The following is an 18,612-nucleotide window of genomic DNA, read 5'->3' as shown; positions in this document are numbered from 1 at the left end:
ACGGAACGGTGGTACGGCTTGGCGGGACGAGTTCGGGATCCTGTCCACGAGCCTGTCCGCCGACCAGCTCCGTGACGCGGTCGACGCGTCCCTGGCCGAGCCGACCGTGGTCGCGGCGACCCGGATGCGGCCACGGCTCAGCGTCGGTATCGCCAGCACCCGCATCGGCCGCCCCTCGCATGTGCTGGCCTGCGCGGACGCGGCCATGCAGACGGTCAAGACGGCCGGCGGACACCGCAGCGCCGTCTACCACCCCGACCGTGACGGCATCCCCCGACACGATGGCCTGCTGCCCCAACTGCGTCGGCCCGAACCACTGTTCGCCCCACAGGCTGTGGCCGCCAGACCCGACCGGCTGTTGCGCCTCTACCTCACCGCAGCCGAAGCCCGCGGCGTGCACCACGCGTTGCAGGCTCTGCACGACCGATGGGCCCAGGTCACCCGGACCCCCGAGGCCACCGTCCTCGACCTGCCGGCCACAGCCGCACCCGCGCCGCCTGGGCTCGCCGACGTCTCGGCCAGTTCGCCGTGGCGAGCCGGCATCAGCCGCATCAGCCAAGCCCAGGCCAACCGCTACGGCGCACTCGCGCAGCAGGTCCAGCACGTCATCACCATCGCCGACGTCCTGACCTGACCGCCGCCCGCGTCCCATCTCGCCGCGGGCCCGTTCACCCCCAAGACGCGGGTAAACCCAGCCGCCGGTGTCCACACAAACCCGGCCCGCTGCCGCGACGGCCGCACACCATCGGCCCGACGTCCCAGACCTTCGGCAGCCATCGCGGCTAGGCATCCCAGGCCGGCCCGCGCATCCGCTTGAAGACGTATGGACTTCCGTTGCAGCGGCCGGGCCAGCGAACGCCTTACGGTTACCGCACCACACCAGCTCTGACGAGCAAAACGCATGCTCCACAACCAGCACAGCCCGCCATGATCCACCGCCGGTTCCCGATCCGGCTGCGCCATCGCCTCGAGCCCGCCACCTCCACCGGCTAGTACCTGACGTTGCTGGACAGCGAACGCGAAGCGTCGCTGGGCACGGCTCGGCAGGCGGCCGAATGCGCGGACGCCGGCTACGCCGACCTGCTCGCAATCGCGGCCCGCGCACCAGCCACAGGTGGCGCGGCTGGTGTTCAGCCTCAGCGAAGGCGTCACCCATCGGCGCCGCGCGATAACACCGCGTTTTCGTCGACCGGTCGTCGCTGCCGGAACACCCGCGATGCCCGCGACCGCACCAGCCACCACAACCAGCTCCACACCGACGGACCGTGCTGGTAGCCATCCACCGGCCGACGAGTCGTCGCGGCTGGCGACAGAGCCTCACAGGCCGTCAGTCGCGACCGAAGCGACAACCGTCGCGACGGGACCGCAGCCTGTCGCGACAGGCCGATCCCCTCAACATCCCGGGGCGACCACCTTGCCTCGACCCCGAAGGGCTGATCATGATCCCTGTCAACGCCGCGCGACACGCTCGGAGTCCGTCGCGACGGCCATCACCTGCCGCGAGCCAGCGGTGACCGGCCACCCCGACGAGCAGCCGCGGGAAACATTCACCTTCGCCAGCTGGGTGTGGGACATCACCACCGCCCGCGCCATCGTCGCCGGACGGCCCCACCAGCTGATCGCCGTGGGGCCGCTGCACAGCTACCTGGCCATCGGCCTGATCCGCGTCGACCCGAACCACGCGATGACCACCGACCTGTCCCAGCCGCTGATCCTGGCCCCACTGCCCGGCGCCGGCGGAAACCTACCCATCGACGGCTGGCACCGCATCTACCACGCTGTTCGCAAGCGGGTGGAATACCTGCCGGCGGTCGCGTTGACCGACGCCGAAGGCGACCAGATCCGCACCCAAATCCCCGGCTGGCAGCCTCTCACCCGACCCGCACCACCACCGGCCGTGCCCAGACCGGCAGACCAGCTCCGGGCCGAAACCCCGTTCGGGCGTCTGCCTGAGGGCGCCGTGCGGGACCTGGTCGCCGCGCACCTGGACAACCACCCCGGGCAAGGCTTCACCATCGGCGAACTAGCTCGTGTCCTGGGCATCGCCAAAGCCCCGGTCCGCGACGCCGTACAGCGCCTGGTCGCCGACCACCGCGCCACCCGGACAGCCGGCCGGTACACCAGCACATCAGGACCCACCCCCGCGCCCTGACCCATGCCCAGACCCCTGCCCGGCCCTGCGGCTGGGCACGCCGGGACGGCGGTCACCCACCCGTCCACACCCTCGGCGCCCAGTGTCGAGATCCCACCAACCCCTCGCGTGGGTGTGCCGACGCCCACGCGAGGGCGCGGCACACCGCGCCCTTTCATTCGTGGAAGGGAGCGTTGCTGTGATCCACCACCAGCGCACCGGCCGACTCCGGCCAGCGGAGCACAGCCACCAACTACGCCCGACGCACACCACCCCGACCGTGGCCCGGCCCGCCGGCCTACGCGGCCGGACCGGTCAGCAAACGTCACCGGCCACCCCATCGACCGCAGCAGCAGCGGCGATCGTCCACATCGGCGGTCCGGCCCCCTCGACGGCGCCGCCTCACCCGCCGGCCACGAACCGACTGGCCCGGCGGTGACCGCGATGGCGACGACCGACCTACCCGAACCGGCCTCCCCGACCCCGCCCGCACCGACCACCGGCCGGACTCCAGCGGTGGTACCGCCGCCACGATGGTCGCCAGCCCGGCTGGCCTACTGGTTCTACACCGTCGCCGCCGCCGGCGCAGTCATCGGCCAAACCTGGGTCGCGGTCACCCACATCCCCTGGAGCTCGTCCCTACCCGCCGTCGCGCGTGTAGCGGCGGTGCTGCCGTTCGCGCTCTGCCTGGAACTGCTCGCCATGGCCTTGGCCGCGATGGCCGACCAGCGGATGCGGCTCGGCGAACGCGCATACGGATTTCGCCTTTTCTCCGCGACAGTCGCCGCAGTCTCGGTCGGGATCCTGATCGGCGGTCACTGGCCGGACCTGTACTGGTCCGCCGGGTTCGGCCTGCTATCCGCGGCGGCGTACCTGCTGTGGCTGCTGCACGCCGCCGCCCGCCGCCGGGACGCGCTACGCGCCACCGGCAAGCTCGCCGACACCGCCCCCGACTACGGGCTCTGGCGCCGCCTGCGGTACCCGCTATGGACCGCCCGCGCCGCCGAACTCGCCCGCACCGGCACCCACAAACCCCACGGCCGGTGGCGGCCGCTCGGCCTGCACGAGTCGCTGGAAGCCGCCCGACTAGCCATCCGGGCCGACAAGCGACGCCCGGCCATCGCCAAGGCGGTCGAACAGGTCATCCGCGCCGACCAGTCAGACCCGCTCATGGCCGAGATCGCCGTCCGCACCCTCGATCTGGACCGGCTCGCCGCCGGTCTCGCCGACCAGATCGACTACACCGCCTGGACGGCTCGGCTGGCCCCCGCCATCACCGCACTGCCAACAGCGCGGATCGAGAAGCAGGCCAGCTGGCCGAACAATGGCGACAGCCCGACCGGCTCAGCCACCGGCAGCGCCCCAGACAAACCAGATCTCGCTGAGGACGAAACCTCCGACAGCCGGCAGCCACCGGTGGATCTGATGCGCCAGATCCCCATCCAGCAGGAGCAGTACCGGGCCTGGCAGACCGTCTGGGCCGACCTGACCAACCACCCCGACGAGCCCCTGGACACGATCGCCGCCCGCCACAAGATCAGCCGCCGGCAGGTCGAACGGATCCGCCGCGCTGGCCAGTTCAGCCTGCTCAACTGGCCCATCCCACCGGCCCGACTGATGGCCACCATGCTCGTCGACGGCTACCTGACCAGTCCGCCCCTCACCGTTGGCCGCCCGCAGCCACCGCTAGCCGACACAAATGCCGGCCACACCGCCACCGGATCCACATCCCACGGCGGTGTGCCGCCGGCGGCAGACAACGGCGGCACACCGCCGACGTGAGCCGGCCCGTCCACCGCGCATTCCTTCACGCCGTCAGGGGCCACCACTGCCCGGTCAAAAACCTCGAGCAGCCACGCCCTCTCTTTCCCGCGGCGTAGCAGCCCGCGTGCCCGTCGCCCAACCCCACGTCCCGGAGGTCACCATGTCCAGCCGATCACCGCGGCAGGTCCACCCATGAGCAGCCGCGCCATCGCCACCATCGTCGCCGCAGGCCTATGCGTCGTACTCGTCTGCGGCGCCGGCACCGCCGTGCTCACCGCCGGCACCGCATCCGCCTGCACCACCACCGCCGTCCCCACCGCGACGCACACCACCGGCGCCGGCGCCGCGACAACGTCGGGGCCGTCCACGCAATGGTCACCGATCGAGCCGTTCAACTCCGAACAGGTCGGCAATGCCGTCACCATCATCCGGGTCGGCGCCGACACCGGCCTGCCCAGCCAGGCCTGGGTGATCGCGGTTGCCACCGCCATCACCGAGTCCAGCCTCTACAACCGCACCGTCCCGGTCGACCACGACAGCCTCGGCCTGTTCCAGCAACGCCCCAGCCAAGGCTGGGGCACACCGCAGCAGCTCACCGACCCCGTGTACGCATCCCAAGCCTTCTACCGCAAACTCGCCACCGTCGACGGCTGGCAGACGATGCCTCTCGCCGAGGCCGCACAAGCGGTGCAGAAATCGGCGCGCCCGAACGCCTATCAGAAGTGGGCGGAGCACGCCGCCATGCTAGTCACCACGATCAGCGAGACCTTGGGCCTGGCCAGCTGCGCCGCCAGCGGCTGGACCCAGCCCGTTCAGGCACCGGTCACATCCGGCTTCCGGACCGCCGAACGTCCCACCCACGACGGCGTGGACCTCGGCGCACCCCGCGGCACCATCGTCCGGGCCGCGGCAGCCGGCAAGGTCGTCCGCGTTCGCTGCAACGCCATCGACATCCGCGACGACAGTGACTGGGGCTGCCACCGCGACGGCGACAAGAACCTGACCCGCGGCTGTGGCTGGTACATCGACCTGGCCCACGACGGCGGAATCATAACCAGATACTGCCACCTCGGCCGCCAGCCAACCGTCCACGTAGGAGACACGGTATCCGTAGGCGCCCCGATCGGAGTGGTCGGCAGCACCGGCCACTCCAGCGGACCACACCTGCACTTCGAGGTTCATGTCAACGCTGATTCCACATCGGACGGTGTAGTTCCGCCGGAGCCGTTCATGGCCCAACATGGCGCACCGCTAGGCCAAGCTGGCTAAACCTCGTGAAGGATCAACGATTCTCACCTTCACGTCGGCACAGACATTCCCCGCTCGCTGCCCTTCATACCCGTCCTGACCTCCGGCGCCAGCAGCGCCGACAAGAGCCGGGGAGTCGCTGACGGCAAAGCTCAATGTCAGCATGATCCACACCCTTCTGTACCTGAATCCAGAACGCGCACCTGATCTCGCACGTTGCAGCTTCTCGCGCGCTTCTCACGCAGAAAAGGAATACCAACAACACCGATGGAGGCGAACCGCACGATGACAACACGGTTGTGGTGGCGGGTCACACAGTTGCTCCCGATAGCCGAGCACGCCGCTGCCGTAGCGACCGGCCGCGACGCCTGCTCATCCACCCCGCGCTGGTTGGTTCAGCGACAGCGGCGGCGACCGCATCGAGTCCAGCGGCCAACCGGTCTGGTACGACGCCGACGGACACCTGCGTGCCGCGACCGCCGAGACCTGGACACATACTGCCCACCGGCACAATCGGGAACCCGGCGCCGGCCAGTGACCGCGACCGCCACCTGCCGCTGCTGGCAGACCACCCGGACGGGCGACGGAGCCTGTTGGATCTGCTGCGTTTCGCCCGCGCCCACGAGGTGAACTGGCTCGCCGTGCACCCGGACCCCCGCTTCACCCGCGAGACCGTGCAACGGATGGGCAGTGACCTGGCGTACATGAACAAACGGTGCAGTCGGGTATTGCAAGTCTCTGAATGTGTCCGTTCCCGGAAGGTCAGCGGGGCAGGGCGGTCGCCAGGACGTCGGCGGCGGCGTGGTCCAGATAGGTCCGGAGCCTGGCGCCCGTGGGCGGCGGATGGCCAGTCCACCTGCATGGCAGGATCACGACTATGGACGAGAAGACCGAAGGGCAGCTGCGTGTCATTCGCGAGGTCGTCGCGGTCCTGCAGACGGACGATATCCCAGCGTGGCTGTTCGGAGGCTGGGGACTCGATGCGAGGATCGGCCGGATTACGCGTGAGCACGGCGACGTGGAGTTCTGGGTCGAGCGCATTCATGCCGAGCGTTCGAAGGCGCTTCTCGTGGGAGCTGGCGCCACGGCTCTGCCGACTCAACCGCCGGAGGAGTCTTGCGAGTTCACGTGGGACGACGTTTCGTTCAGTACTGCTTACTTTGATCGGTGGCCAGACGGATCGTTCAGCCAGCCCCTTGGGCGGTTCGCCGACTGGCTGTTCCCGCCAGGATCCTTCGGCGATGAGCTCGTGACGCTGGACGGCACGCCGGTCCTGGCCATGAGCGTCTCTGGCATGCTCGCCATGAAGGAGCAGTTCCCCCATCTGCGCAACGGCCGGCCATGGCGACAGAAGGACATTACCGACATGGAGATACTTCGAGGATTGGCCTTTGCGGAGACGACCGACGGCCGCATCGGAGCGCCCTGAACGGCTCAGCCCGTGAGATGGACCAGGGATAGCGGATTGCATGGGTGAGAGTCGACGTGCCATGGCGGGAGTCGCTTGAAGTCAAGATGGCTTTCGTTGGCTTACGGCGGCGGCGTATCCGGACCAATCGCCTGCGGATGCCTTCTGCCATAGGACCGCTACCTGGATGTGGATCCCGAGCATCCGGGCGAGGACGGCGGCGGGGAGTTCGGCGGCGAGTGCGAACAGTGCGGTGGAGCGGTCTTGCTGGGGGCGTAGGCCGATCGCGTGGAGGCGTTGTCCGAGCCGGTCGTCGCCGAGCGGTTGACCCGGACGGCCACCCGGGAACAGCCACGGGATGTCGTCTGGGGTGCCGATTCTGGCCTTGCCGCGGCGTGTCGCGACGAGTTGGCGGACGAGGCTGGCCAAGGGCTCCGGGAGGACGACCGGTGAGCTGCCGAACCTGATCGTGAGCGTGTCGCCTTCGAGGTCGACGTGTTCGACGGTCAGCTGGCTGATCGTGGCGATGCGCTGCGCGTAGAGCAGCAGCAGTAGGCCGGCGACTCGGTCGCCCGTGGGCAACGTGTTGTCGTGCAGGAGTCGGCGGGCGTTGGCCCAGCGTTTCTCGGTGTCGAGCGTGCCCCGCGGGCCGGCCCACCGGACGGCTGGAAAGGTCAGCCCGGTGGTGTGTCGCTGTTGAACGGCCCAGCGGACGAAGTGCCCGGTCTCGTCGTGGTAGGTGGTGTCCGGATTGGCGATCCACTGATCGAGGTGCTGTTGGGTGCACGTCTTGATGGTCAGGCTGCTGGCAGTCAGCCAGTCGAGGAAGTTGACGGCGGCGGTGACGTGGCAACGGACGTTGAGGGCCTGCAGATGGGTGGTGTGGCCGTCATCGACGCGGCGTCGCAGCCGGCGCAGGTGGTGCCAGACGGCATAGCCGTGCAAGACCCGCCGCTCGACGGGGTCTGTTCGATTCTGAACCGCGGTCTTGATCCAGGCTTCCAGGACGACGAGGCGTTCGTCGCGGACTGGCAAGGCGCCGGTGGCGACCAGGACGCTGCGCAAGTGAGCCAGCAGCTTGTCGGAGGGCAGTTCGTCGAGGACGTTGTGCGAGAGGGGCCGATTGTCGCGGCTCAGGTGTTCCAGCACGGCGCTGACCTTCGTGCCGGACAGCCAGACGAGGGTGGAGTCGGGGCGTTCGGCATTGGCGAGCGCATCGCGGAAGGGCGCGAGGTCCGCTCGGACGACACCGGTGCCGTTGCTGAGAAGTTTGTCGATCCGTTCGTTCAGGTTGCAGCGCAGGCAGGGGCGTGGGCTGCGTTGCCAGGTGGCCTTGCAGGTCGGGCAGCGGCCCCAGAAGTCGGGGTCCGGGTTGGTGCACGCGGCGCAAAGCGGGGCGACCCAGGTGCCTCCGCGGATCGGCGCTGTGGTGGCGCAGCCGCTGCAGGTGGCCCATCGTTGCTGGCAGCGCCGGCACCAGGGCTGCCCGGTGGCCTGCGACATCTCGCAGGCTGATGTCCTGCCGCAGTGGAAGCATTCGGCGGTGAGTTTCGGGCGGCAGTTGTCGCAGCGAGGGCCGTCCGGGGTCCGGACCGCAACACGTTTGCGGCGGCCGCAACCGACGCATACCTCGAGGTTGGCCGGGTCGGAGATCAGGCAGTTCGGGCAGAGCGGGTTGCCGTCGGCGTCACGGGTGGCAGGTTCGCGTACCGCCCCGCAGCGGGCGCACGGGACGGCGGCGTGCCGGGCGAAACAGGCCCGGCAGACCCGTTTGCCGTCCAGCAGCTTCGACAGCACCTTCACCCCGTGGCAGCGGGGGCAGGCCGGCCGGACGATTCTGGTGGCGCCGACGGCAACGAGTTCGTCGAGGAACCGCAGCACCGCCGGAGTCGGCGCGTCGTGCCCCGCCCCGGTCAGCAACGCGGGTGAGGAGAGCACCGCCCAGGCGAGTCGCCGCTGCCCGGCTGGGCGGACGGTGGCCCGGCCGAGAGCAGCGTGCACCTGGTCGGCGGTCAACGCGGGGTCGAGCCCGGTGACCAGGTTGACGAGGTCATTGAGCGGGTCGCCGGCAGTGTCGGGGCATTTCGCGCACCGGGCGCTGCCGTGACGGTCGCGGCTGACTACTCGCCGCAGTTGACCGCAGCCTGCGCAGTTCGTCGGCGCGTCGGAGCATGGCGAGCAGGTCCACACGCCGCCACTGCGGCTGCCCACGTACGCCACCGCGCGATCACATCCGCTGCACCGTGGACGGCTGACGTCTCGGGCGCCCTCCTCGCGTAGCGCCATCAGCAGCTTGGCCACGCAGTATGGGGCGGGCGGCCGTCCCGTTCGCAGGACCGTCGCGTCCGCTTGGAGGGCTTGAGCCAGTCGCCGACGGCCGGCCCGTTGGCCCATCACCGCGCAGACGACCGCGCGGACGGCCTCCTCGTCGAGGTGCCGCTCGACGGACTTGACCAGACGCACGACCACTTCGACCGGGTCCTGCAAGACGTCATCGACGGTGTCGGTCACTGGTCCACCGCAGTGATCCGGGCACGCTTCGGCCGAAGGCTCCCGATGCTTTCCGCGCCGGCGCCGCCCGCTGCGGCCTTCCTCGGCTTTGCCCCCGTGCCGGCCGCAGAGACCGGCTCGATGAGGTCGTCCATAGTGCAGTCCAGAATGTCGAGCAACGCCATGAGAATCTTCAAGCTGAGACGCTCGGGGCGGTCGACGACCAGCCGGTAGACCTGGCTGGATGACAGTTGGATGTCGCGCTCGGCCAGCGGCTTGAGCAGGTCGGTCGTGGAGAACATCCCGCGGTCGGCCATGATCCTGCGGAGATGCCAGCGATAGTCGAGCTTGGCCGCCATCGGCTCGTCCTTCCTTATCGCGTCCTGCCGAAGGCAGGAGCCAGCGCCTTGTTCAGGGCAGTGTTCATGAAGTCGTCGCTTACGTGGGTGTAGATCGCGGTCGAACTGTCCCGTTCGTGGCCCACCTGCTGCTGAATGAAGCGGCGGTCGACGCCGTCCTCGGTGAGATGGGTGACGTAGGAATGTCTTAATGAGTGGGGTACGAGCTCGCCTGGCAGCTTGAGGGCGTCGCGGTAGGCGACGAACCGGGCGTTAATCTCCGACGGCGTGATCCGCCCGCGTCGTTCGGTAAGCCACAACCCGGGGTGGTCATCACAGCCGAAACGCGGCCGGACGTTCTCGACGTAGTCAGCAACCGCCTCCACCGCCCAGTCCATCACCGACAGCACATTGCGCCGACGCGGCGGCTGACCACGCTTGGCCTTGCCATACCGGACATTGAGCGTGCCGTACCGCCCGAACTGCGGTGCCTGCGGGTTACGGCCGAAGTCGACCAGATCCAGCTTCGCCGTCTCCGTGCGTCGTAGCCCCCACCCGTAGACGACCTTGAACAGGGTGGCATCGCGGTAGGCAGCCAGCGCACCCTTGCGTTCCGCCCGGACCGCACGCTCGACCTGTTCATCGGCGTAGTCGAGGAACAACTGCAGCTCCTTCCGGCTGAACGGACGGGCCTCGGGTGCACCTTCGTAGCCGTTGAGGTGGGCGATCGTGTTCCACTCGTGGCAGATCGCCACCGGATGGGTGCCGAACGCCTCCTCGCAGGCCGGTCCCCAGCCGTACCGGCCGTCGATCAGGAACTCGGTGAACATCCGCAGATCACCCTGATACGCGCGGACCGTCGACGGCGCCAGCCTCCGCTCACCGGTCAGGTGGGCCGACCATTCGTCGAGATGAGCCGGCGTCCACCGCCATGGATACTCGTTGACGTAGCCATGGAAACGGCGTACCAGCCGCTCCCGATCCTCGACTGTCTCGTCGCGCAAACCCCGAGCCTTCTGCTGCGCTCGCCATCCACGCAGCATCGCATCGAACATCGCGTCCTCCGGACGCAGCTGAACCACACCCGAGACCAGCTCCAAGCGTGCCGCCCCGGCCAGAGCTTTCATCTGCTGCCCCACTCCAGACCATCCCTTCTGGAGGGAAGATCTTGCATCAGACGGGCGCTCTCTGGCAAACTTGCTGATCAGACGCGATACGCTGCATCAGCTTCAGGAAACCGATGGCCACCCTGACAAGCAGGTTGTCCGATCCAGTTGAAGTCTGCGAATCGTCGGCCGGCTGACCAGCGCTTCGCAGAGTAGATCTGACCGACCCGGCCGGGATTTGGTCAGAACTGCCTTGCGATTTCGGTGGATCTTGTTGGTTCGAGTAGGTGGTGAGTGCGGGAATTCTCCGGCTGGCGTGGGGTCAACGGAGGACCGTGATACTGGGTCTCCGTGACCGTCCGCTGTGTATTGGTAAACCCCGGACCGGAACGCATGTCCATTGCGGCATGACGGCTCCAAGATCCACGGAGATGGGTAGACATCCCCCTATATCCTCTCGTCATGTCCTCGGATGAAGGGCGCGAAACGTGACGCTGCCCGGCTGGCAGCCGCCCGCGCCGACGCGGTCCCGGAGGAGGTTGGTGCTGTGGATGGTCATCGCGGCACTCATCGGAGCAGCGGTGCCCGGGGTCACCCTGGTCAGGTACTACCTCGAACTCGAACCCCGGCCCCCGTCCCTCCCCGCCACGCTATGCCCCCAGGATCGGGGAACCGGTCCGGTGCGGCATCCATCGGAGTACACCGATCGGGCCGCACCCTACGCCGGGCCCGGGCCACACCCCGCGGACTTCTTCCAGCTTGGCGACGGCCGTGAAGTCCACCCTGTCCTCACCGAGCCGGACAACGAACGGTTGCCGGCCGAATGGAGGCCAACCGGCGCAACCGCGAGTACCAACGCCAGTACCAATGTGCAGCTCGTGGTCTGCGAGTACCTGACCAGAACCGGATCAGCGATCAAGTCGTGCACGTACCACCAACCGCCGTACGACGGTCTCTCCACCGCAGTGCCCCGTGTCGAAGGCAGAGCGGTGACGATGTCGCTGATCGAGGCGTCGTACACCTACCAGGTCTACGAAGCGCGGACCGGCAATCTCATCGCCAAGTTCGACCTGGACGGCTCAAGCTCCTGCCCTCCCTTCGGCTTCCCCTACCAGGCACGCCTCAGGCCCGGGGAAACGCAGCTGCACTGGCCGCAGGAGATCCAGGAGCAGGTCTCGAACTCGCACCTCTACGACCAGTTGCGCCCGATCATCGCAGGTACGGTCCGAACGCATACCCCACGATGAACCCAACGAGGGACAACAACAGCGGCTGCGACCGCCACCCGCGCGAGAATCCGCCGCGACAACCGCACGGTCCCCGAGAACCTGCCAACTTCACGGAGGCTGGACAGCCCGCCCGGCAGCGACTCGCAGGGTAATTCTGACCCTCGCAAGATCACTCGCAACCTAACTCTGACACTCGCAACCTTCGGCGATACAGGACACAGGTGACTTGAGGATCCTCGCCCATCTGATGCAATTCCTGAGCTTTCTTGTAGCCCAGGGTGACGTTGATGTCGCGGTGGCCTGCTATGACCTGGGCGATATGCGGTGGCAGGCCGCTCATGACGGCGTCGGTGATGAAGATTCGCCGGAAATCGTGGGGCGAGTAGTGCAGGGGTTGCCCGTACCGTCTACCCCGAGGAGGCCATCCAAGCCCACCTGGCCTTCCTCGCCCGCCGCCGGTCCCTGCGCCCAGGCGAGGAATACCGCATCCCCACCGACGCCGAATGGGAGGAATTCCTCGGACATTTCGAGCTGAGAAAAGTCGCCACGGGAACATGCGGACGCGCCTTTGGAACCCCGCGCGTTCACGAGCACAGCTGCCTACGTTGCAGCATGCACTGGCCCGACCCCGCTCAACGCCCCCGCATCGCGGAGATCCGCGACAATCTGATCGCCCGCATCGCCGAGGCCGAGCGTGAGGGCTGGCTCGGCGAAGCCGAAGGCCTCAAAATCAGCCTCGCCGGCGCCAACGACAAGCTCGCCCAGATCGACCGACGCTCCCGCACCACTGTCGAACTCGGCAGTCCGGCGGTCCCTGTGGCCCGCTGACCAGGGATGCGAGCCATCAGAGCCTGAAGATCACCTTAAGAGAAGAGGATGTGGTTCCTTCAACCCCTATCATCGACCAACGGCACGAGGGGAGTCGTCATGACCGTGATCATCGGGTTGGTTGGAGCGATCGTTGGTGCTGTTGTCGGGACTATCGCTACCTACCTGACGACGCGCTCCAACATGAGACTCACGCTTGAGCACTCGTACGATCAGACAATGCAAGGCAAGAGGCTAGAACGCTATCAGGCACTATTTCATGTTTCTAGACACTTACCTCGGTACTGGCCTCCAATGGAAGAGCAACCAAAACGAACTGATTTGCAAAGATACATGCGAGACTTCCACGACTGGTATTTCGGCGAGGATGCCGGAGGAATGTTCCTCACTCCAGCCGCGAAAGACATCTACATGAGACTACTGAACCTACTCGCGGAAGCCGCGTTTAAAGACAAGGACGGACCCAATAGCGCGGTTGACTCTCCGCTGTCAGCCGCCGAATCACAGACTTTGCGTAACCTGGCCGGTGAGCTCCGACGCCAACTTGCTGAGGATGTAGGAGCAGCGAACCCGCCTCGCCTGCGATGGACGCGACCAAACCCACAGACCCCACTACCGAGGATCAGCAACTGACGCCGGTCGCCAGCCAGCACTCCTGAGCCGCGCGCTTCGGCCGCAAGTTCAGAGAATGGTCATCGGCCCGGAGCTGGCCAACGTGTTCGCCCAAGTCATCCACCGCGTCCGGGGCGGCAACGAACGCGTGCCCCTGGTCACCCGGTACGACCACGCCGAACGGCTGCACAGCCCGCCGCTGCCGTTCCTGTTCCAGCGTCGGTGGGGACTGAACACCATCGCGGTCACGCATACTCGGGTCAAGGAACTCCTCGACGAGCTCGTCGCCGCGGCCACGATTACCAACCCGGACGGCACCCCGGCCGCGTTCAGCCCACACGACTTCCGGCGCATCTTCGCCACCGAAGCGGTCGCATCCGGCCTGCCCGTGCACATCGCCGCGAAGATCCTCGGCCACGACGCGATCGCCACCACCCAGACCTACATCGCGGTCTACGACCAGGACGTCATCGACCACCATCGCGCGTTCATCGCCCGCCGGCGAAACCTGCGCTCGAGCGAGGAGTACCGCGAACCCACCGACAGCGAATGGGACGAGTTCCTCGGACACTTCGCCAAACGCAAGATCGAACTTGGCACCTGCGGACGCGCCTACGGCACGAGCTGCCAGCACGAGCACCCCTGCTTAACCGAAGTGATCTTGGTCGACAGCGCACCGCGCCCGGCATCCACTCCTCACCTAGAGTGATGGAGAGGGATTGCAATGCCTTCTCGCCCGGGCGTGTCGGTGTGTGAGTTCGGACGAAGAAGTGCATCAAGGAGCGGTGGCGCGCCCTTGTTCGCAGCCGCTTCTGCGCACTTGACCTTGACAGCCAAGGGCGGCTGGTGGCACGCCGCACTGCGGTAGGCGATGCTTTCGTTCAGCGGTGCTGCACCCAGAGATTCTGCTCTACGTAGACACCGCAGTCCCGTTCCCGGTCGATCCGGACCAGGTTCAGCGCGTCTGGGACGACATATTCTCGCGTGACAGGGAAGACCATGCCCGTCCAGCTCTCCCATTCCGCGACGGTGCCTTCAACCACCATCGAGCTCAGTGCCGGGCCAAGCACCCGTGCGCCCATCCGCTGATGGGCGCGAATCCACGGATCGATCGAGAGCCCGTCTGCGCGTGCCCACGCGGCGTATTCGTCCATGGGAACCATCGGGTACCGGTGCTTCCATGTCGGCCGTAGCGGAGCAATGACGTGGACAAGGCCAGCCTCGTGAGCCCGTCGCGTCAGCTCCTGAAGAACAACAGTGGCGAGACCCCGCTTGTCATGCGCTGATCCGACGGCGACGGCCATGAAGCTCAGCGTCGTGGCTGGGATGGCCGCCTCCCGCGCGTGCACGGCTCGGACCAGCGCATCGTCATAACCCGACGGCAGATCGTCGGCGTCGCCGCTCCACGGAATAGGTACGCCCCAACCACCGGCAACCACGGCGTCGTGGTCGAGCACCATGATGTCGAAGCGGCCGAAGTGCTGCTTGACGCGGCCCATGTACTTCTTGGGTATCTCGTCGTGGAATATGAACTCCGGCCAGCGTTCCTTGAACACGGTAGCGGCCATGTCGTGCAGATCCGGCCTGTCCGCGCGAGTCACGACCTCCACGGCAGGACTCTACCGTCACCACGGCCGGGTAGGGACCTTGGCAATCCGCCGACATCCGCTCAGCAGAAGATGATGCGACGATCGACGCCTGTGGCGGGGCCCTCATCGTTTCGGTTCACGCCAGTTCGATCGGCCGGCGGGTAGACGGGCATGGGGCATGCCGAGGAGAACAGGTGTCTCGCGGGCAGTGCGCATGGCTTCGAGCTTTTGAGCTGCGGCCGCCATGGTGGTCTGGATCGCGGCGACCTCGCCCAGCCAGCCCCGCTCCTTGGCCTCGGCGAGTCGGTCGGCGAGGTTGGCGTGGATCTCCTCCAGTCGCAGCATCTGGGCCGGATCAACCCGAAGGAGTGGGCATCTGACGCAGGCGTTTTCGTGCGCGCAGGGGGTGCCATAGTCCCGGCCGCAGGTCCCGAGAGCAACTTTCCGCAGCTCGAAGTGGGCGAGGAATTCGTCCCATTCGGCGGCGGTGAGGTCGCGGTATTCCTCGCTGGGTCGCTGGTCGCGGCGGCGTGCGATGAACGCCCGGTGGTGGGCGATCACGTCCTCGGGGTAGATGGCGGCATATCCTATCGTTGTGTCTACTGTGGAGTGGCCGCAGAGCTTGGCGGCGATGTGCGGGGGCAGGCCAGAGCGGACGGCGTCGGTGACGAAGATCCGGCGGAAGTCGTGGGGTCGCCATTGCAGTGGCTGGCCGGCGGCGGTGATCTGCGCGGCATGGGATGTGGCGAGAAGGCATTCGCGGATGTAGCTGCGAGTCAGCGGACGGTCCTCGGTGCCGTATCGGCGCTGGAATAGAAACGGCATCGGCGGGCTCCAGGTCTGCTCGAACACGTCGTAGGCGGAGACCAGCGGCAGGGCGGCGTTGCCCGCGCGGACGCGGAAGATGATCGCGGTCAGGACCTCAGCCAGCTCGGGCGAGACCAGCAGCAGTCGCTCGGCGTCGGTCTTGGACGGAGCGATCTGCAGCATCGGGACAACCTCGCCGGTGGTGGGCAGCGTGTAGGCGACGAAGCTCTGGTGGGTCAGTTCCAGCATCTCCTCGATGCGGATTCCGGTGTGCCGCAACACTTCCACCGTTGCCCACGACCAGAACGCCGCTTCCTTCTCGTGGGTCAGGTCTCGTCGCTTGCCTGTGCTCAGGTCGATGGCGTAGACGCGGCCGGAGTCGCCGACGCGGCAACGCTGGAACTCTATGCCGCCTGCGGTGAGCCGACTGCCGGAGGGGACAGCCCTTGCGATGCCGACGCGTTCCTCGGCGTCTTTGTGCTGCTGGTCAACCGCGCGTAGCAGGGCGGGCAGCAGCGGCAGCTGGGTCCGGGTCCGCTGATCCATCCGGGCCTTGACCCGCGCCTGGACCTTCTTGCGAGTCACTTCATAGGCCTTGATCGGGCACGGCGCGACCCAGCGCGCCCAGCGGGCCGGGTCGTCAGCGGCCCAGCGGGCGATGTCCTCGTAGAAGGCCCGCACGAACACCAACTCGCTGCGGTAGTTCACCCGCGGCCGCACGGGCTTGCCATCGGCGTCGCGGATGTGGGCCAGCCGTTCCTTCCACGCTTGCGCGATCTCGGGGGCCAGCCTCAGCGAGTCGATGCCCGGGTGGTGGATCTCCAGATCGCGCCAGAACAGCCGGCAGAGGTTGCGGGCGACCGATCGCAGCGAGGTGTGGTCGAGCTCGGGGGATCGCTCGGTGAGGTATTCGACCAGCAGGTCCCGGACCGGCCCGCACTGGATGTCGTAGGCGTCGACGATCTGCTCGACGCTGCGGCGGCCGTCCACCCGCAGCGCCCGTAGCCGCTCCGGCGCCGCGGCTGGGAGCACGCCGGTCGCCTTCAGCAGCGCGTAGAACAGCGGACGCCCGGCGCTGCCCCGGAAGTGGTGCTCCTGCAGCGCTTTGGTCAGCTCGACGCAGTCGCCAACGGTGATGTCGGCGACCAGGCCGCCCTTGCGGATCACGATCCAGGTGAGCTTGTTCAACGCATCAGACCTCGCGTAGCGGGCGGCCTGGTTGGCGTCACGCTCGATGCGGGCGAAGCCGTCGGGGTCGATGGCCGCACGAACCTCGGCGAGCATCAGGGCTTGGCGTTGCCGCAACAGCCATGGGTAGCCGGGCCGGATTGCCTGGCCGGCCACCAGCATGGCCAGTCCACAGCTCAGCTCGTCGCGGTGGTGACGCCGCGGGTCGACGATTCCGTTCAGTGGCAGGTCGGCCCAGTCGAAGCCGGCCGCGTTGGCGCCGCTGGCCAGCCATCGCTGCTGCCAGGTGGCGCCGGGCTGGCGTTCGAGCCAGTCCAGCACCTTGCCCAGGCCACGTCGCCGGGTCTTGTCACGGGTGCTGCTCGCTCCTTGCCCGGTGAACATGCGCAGGAGCCGCTCGACCAACGCGACGCGGGTCTGGCAGGTCTGCCACCAACTCTGCTCGACCGGCCGCGGCTCCCACTCGCCGAGCCGCACCGCCTCAACAACGTCGAGCTTCGCGTCGGCGACTGCGGTGTCGATCGCCGTGACGCTCACCGATCACGTACCTCGGCAGGCGCGGCACCGAACAAGGTCGCAAGCACCTCCGGCCGGTAACCGGGCGCCGGGGGCGCTGGTGGTCCTTCTCGCTCGGCGCGCTGCCGGTCGTGGTGGGCTAGGACGTGAGCGATGACCTCGTTGGGAGTGGGTGCGGTGTAGATCTCCGTGGTGGTGATGTGGGCGTGCCCCAGGACCCACTGCACGTCGGCCAGCGTGAGGTTCGGGTCGCGGACCATCCGCTTGGCCGCAGAATGTCGCAGGTCATGGAGGGTCCAGTTCGCGCCGAGGGCGGCGTTGACCTTGGTGAACACCATCCGCACCGCGTCGTACGTTAACGGCCGGAACGGTCGGCGCAGCGACCACCACAACGGCTCGTTCGGCCCTTTCGGAACCAAACCCATGGTCTCCTGCTGGTAGAGCCGCAGCCAGACGAACGCGTCCGCTGAGGCAGGCAGCCGCTGCAAGGCTTGGCTGCCCTTGCGGACCACACCGATCACCTGCTCCTCCGGTTCCACCAGGCCCTGGCGGACGCCCAGCAACTCGGAGGCGCGTGCGCCGGTGGAAATGTAGAACGCGAGCAGCGCCCGATCCCGGTTGCAGATCAGCGCCGCGAAAAGGACGTTGAAAGCGTCGTCCGGAATGCTCCGTGGCGCTGCTTTGGGCTCCTTCGGCTGATACATGGCTCGGCGAGACTGCCGGCGGAACGGTCGCATCGGGTTGTGGTGGGCGTTGAGATCCTCATCCTCGACACCCGCGGTCTTGGGGAATGGGTTGACCAGGGGTCGACCATGAGTCTCGCGGTGGTACTCGTAGAAGGCGCGGACCACCGCTCGGGCGTGCCGCCGGGTCCGGGCCGCGTAGTTTTCGGCCGGCGTTGCCTTGCCTGTCACCAGGTTCACCGACCCCGGCGCCGGCGCATCAGGCAGCCGCGGCCGTGCCGGCTTCTTGCTCGTCTTCAGCCACAACGCGAAATCGCGGGCTTCCACCCGGCTAGCCAGATGCCACGGCACCTCGACCGCGCGCAGGAACCGGAACCAGGACAACAGTTCGTAGGCATACGAACGCAGCGACGCCGGGCTAGCGTCGTCGGCGAGCATGTGGCCCAGGAACTCCGTGACAGCCAGTTCCTCGACACCATGCTCATCGACAAGCCTGAACGGCCGCAGCCGGTCACCGGTCTCCTCGACCCGCCCGACTCTCGCGACCGCCAAGGCCGCCACGTCCCGGATCACCCTGCCGCGTTCCGCCACCCGAACCTCCACGAGCCGTCTTCCCCTGACAGCACGGGATCAGAGCAGAGACACCTCACTACGCGCAGTGACCCGCAAAAGCAA

Annotated in this window: 15 protein-coding genes; 9 read left to right on the top strand and 6 right to left on the bottom strand. The window is 67.5% G+C overall.

Annotated features, from left to right (window positions below; all coding sequences use genetic code 11):
• Positions 1-106 precede the first annotated feature (106 nt).
• From ACTMTJ_RS34840 to ACTMTJ_RS34820, 5 genes are all read left to right on the top strand, one after another.
• The gene (locus ACTMTJ_RS34840; RefSeq protein ID WP_441222995.1) at positions 107-634 is read left to right on the top strand and encodes a hypothetical protein; all 528 of its coding nucleotides are present in this window, start codon (positions 107-109) and stop codon (positions 632-634) included.
• 876 nt (positions 635-1,510) lie between these two features.
• Positions 1,511-2,152, top strand: a complete 642-nt coding sequence (locus tag ACTMTJ_RS34835; RefSeq protein ID WP_441222934.1) for a hypothetical protein — start codon at positions 1,511-1,513, stop codon at positions 2,150-2,152.
• A gap of 423 nt (positions 2,153-2,575) precedes the next feature.
• The gene (locus tag ACTMTJ_RS34830; RefSeq protein WP_441222933.1) at positions 2,576-3,913 is read left to right on the top strand and encodes a hypothetical protein; all 1,338 of its coding nucleotides are present in this window, start codon (positions 2,576-2,578) and stop codon (positions 3,911-3,913) included.
• A gap of 174 nt (positions 3,914-4,087) precedes the next feature.
• On the top strand, positions 4,088-5,164 hold the full coding sequence (locus ACTMTJ_RS34825; RefSeq protein ID WP_441222932.1) for a M23 family metallopeptidase: 1,077 nt from the start codon (positions 4,088-4,090) through the stop codon (positions 5,162-5,164).
• Between the two features lie 856 nt (positions 5,165-6,020).
• Entirely contained in the window at positions 6,021-6,572 is a 552-nt protein-coding gene (locus ACTMTJ_RS34820; protein ID WP_441222931.1) for a nucleotidyltransferase domain-containing protein, read from the top strand.
• Positions 6,573-6,653: 81 nt separating this feature from the next.
• On the opposite strand, the gene ACTMTJ_RS34815 is transcribed toward ACTMTJ_RS34820, so the two are convergent.
• The 3 genes from ACTMTJ_RS34815 to ACTMTJ_RS34805 are packed head-to-tail and all read right to left on the bottom strand — an operon-like array spanning position 6,654 to position 10,518.
• Complete coding sequence (locus ACTMTJ_RS34815) at positions 6,654-9,062, bottom strand: hypothetical protein (RefSeq protein WP_441222930.1); 2,409 nt, start codon at positions 9,060-9,062, stop codon at positions 6,654-6,656.
• On the bottom strand, positions 9,059-9,400 hold the full coding sequence (locus tag ACTMTJ_RS34810) for a helix-turn-helix domain-containing protein (RefSeq protein WP_441222929.1): 342 nt from the start codon (positions 9,398-9,400) through the stop codon (positions 9,059-9,061). Before ACTMTJ_RS34810 ends, ACTMTJ_RS34815 begins: the two co-directional genes overlap by 4 nt.
• Before the next feature lie 14 nt (positions 9,401-9,414).
• Positions 9,415-10,518 (bottom strand): tyrosine-type recombinase/integrase, encoded by a 1,104-nt coding sequence (locus tag ACTMTJ_RS34805; protein ID WP_441222928.1) that lies wholly within the window; start codon positions 10,516-10,518, stop codon positions 9,415-9,417.
• Between the two features lie 509 nt (positions 10,519-11,027).
• On the opposite strand from ACTMTJ_RS34805, the gene ACTMTJ_RS34800 reads away from it, so the two are divergent.
• From ACTMTJ_RS34800 to ACTMTJ_RS34785, 4 genes are all read left to right on the top strand, one after another.
• Positions 11,028-11,732 (top strand): hypothetical protein, encoded by a 705-nt coding sequence (locus tag ACTMTJ_RS34800; protein WP_441222927.1) that lies wholly within the window; start codon positions 11,028-11,030, stop codon positions 11,730-11,732.
• Positions 11,733-12,326: 594 nt separating this feature from the next.
• Positions 12,327-12,542, top strand: coding sequence for a hypothetical protein (locus ACTMTJ_RS34795; protein WP_441222926.1), 216 nt, complete (start codon positions 12,327-12,329; stop codon positions 12,540-12,542).
• Positions 12,543-12,641: 99 nt separating this feature from the next.
• Positions 12,642-13,175: a hypothetical protein gene (locus ACTMTJ_RS34790; protein WP_441222925.1), complete on the top strand. Its 534-nt coding sequence runs from the start codon at positions 12,642-12,644 to the stop codon at positions 13,173-13,175.
• 55 nt (positions 13,176-13,230) lie between these two features.
• Positions 13,231-13,863, top strand: coding sequence for a tyrosine-type recombinase/integrase (locus ACTMTJ_RS34785; RefSeq protein WP_441222924.1), 633 nt, complete (start codon positions 13,231-13,233; stop codon positions 13,861-13,863).
• Positions 13,864-14,035: 172 nt separating this feature from the next.
• Here the strand turns inward: ACTMTJ_RS34785 and ACTMTJ_RS34780 are convergent, their stop codons facing one another.
• The 3 genes from ACTMTJ_RS34780 to ACTMTJ_RS34770 all read right to left on the bottom strand — a co-directional run bounded on the left by ACTMTJ_RS34780 (position 14,036) and on the right by ACTMTJ_RS34770 (position 18,540).
• The gene (locus ACTMTJ_RS34780) at positions 14,036-14,764 is read right to left on the bottom strand and encodes a hypothetical protein (protein ID WP_441222923.1); all 729 of its coding nucleotides are present in this window, start codon (positions 14,762-14,764) and stop codon (positions 14,036-14,038) included.
• Positions 14,765-14,866: 102 nt separating this feature from the next.
• The gene (locus ACTMTJ_RS34775; protein ID WP_441222922.1) at positions 14,867-17,275 is read right to left on the bottom strand and encodes a tyrosine-type recombinase/integrase; all 2,409 of its coding nucleotides are present in this window, start codon (positions 17,273-17,275) and stop codon (positions 14,867-14,869) included.
• On the bottom strand, positions 17,272-18,540 hold the full coding sequence (locus ACTMTJ_RS34770) for a tyrosine-type recombinase/integrase (RefSeq protein WP_441222921.1): 1,269 nt from the start codon (positions 18,538-18,540) through the stop codon (positions 17,272-17,274). Before ACTMTJ_RS34770 ends, ACTMTJ_RS34775 begins: the two co-directional genes overlap by 4 nt.
• Positions 18,541-18,612: the final 72 nt, after the last annotated feature.

This window comes from Phytohabitans sp. LJ34, from assembly GCF_052068095.1.
GTDB lineage: Bacteria > Actinomycetota > Actinomycetes > Mycobacteriales > Micromonosporaceae > Phytohabitans.
Note: the sequence above shows the minus strand (reverse complement) of the source record. Positions and strands in the feature narration are given on the sequence as shown.

Bases quoted from the DNA above. Each gene is read 5' to 3' on its own strand.
- ACTMTJ_RS34830 (WP_441222933.1), top strand. From the start codon at position 2,576: ATGGCGACGACCGACCTACCCGAACCGGCCTCCCCGACCCCGCCCGCA.
- ACTMTJ_RS34825 (WP_441222932.1), top strand. From the start codon at position 4,088: ATGAGCAGCCGCGCCATCGCCACCATCGTCGCCGCAGGCCTATGCGTC.
- ACTMTJ_RS34820 (WP_441222931.1), top strand. From the start codon at position 6,021: ATGGACGAGAAGACCGAAGGGCAGCTGCGTGTCATTCGCGAGGTCGTC.
- ACTMTJ_RS34810 (WP_441222929.1), bottom strand. From the start codon at position 9,400: ATGGCGGCCAAGCTCGACTATCGCTGGCATCTCCGCAGGATCATGGCC.
- ACTMTJ_RS34795 (WP_441222926.1), top strand. From the start codon at position 12,327: ATGCACTGGCCCGACCCCGCTCAACGCCCCCGCATCGCGGAGATCCGC.
- ACTMTJ_RS34790 (WP_441222925.1), top strand. From the start codon at position 12,642: ATGACCGTGATCATCGGGTTGGTTGGAGCGATCGTTGGTGCTGTTGTC.
- ACTMTJ_RS34785 (WP_441222924.1), top strand. From the start codon at position 13,231: ATGGTCATCGGCCCGGAGCTGGCCAACGTGTTCGCCCAAGTCATCCAC.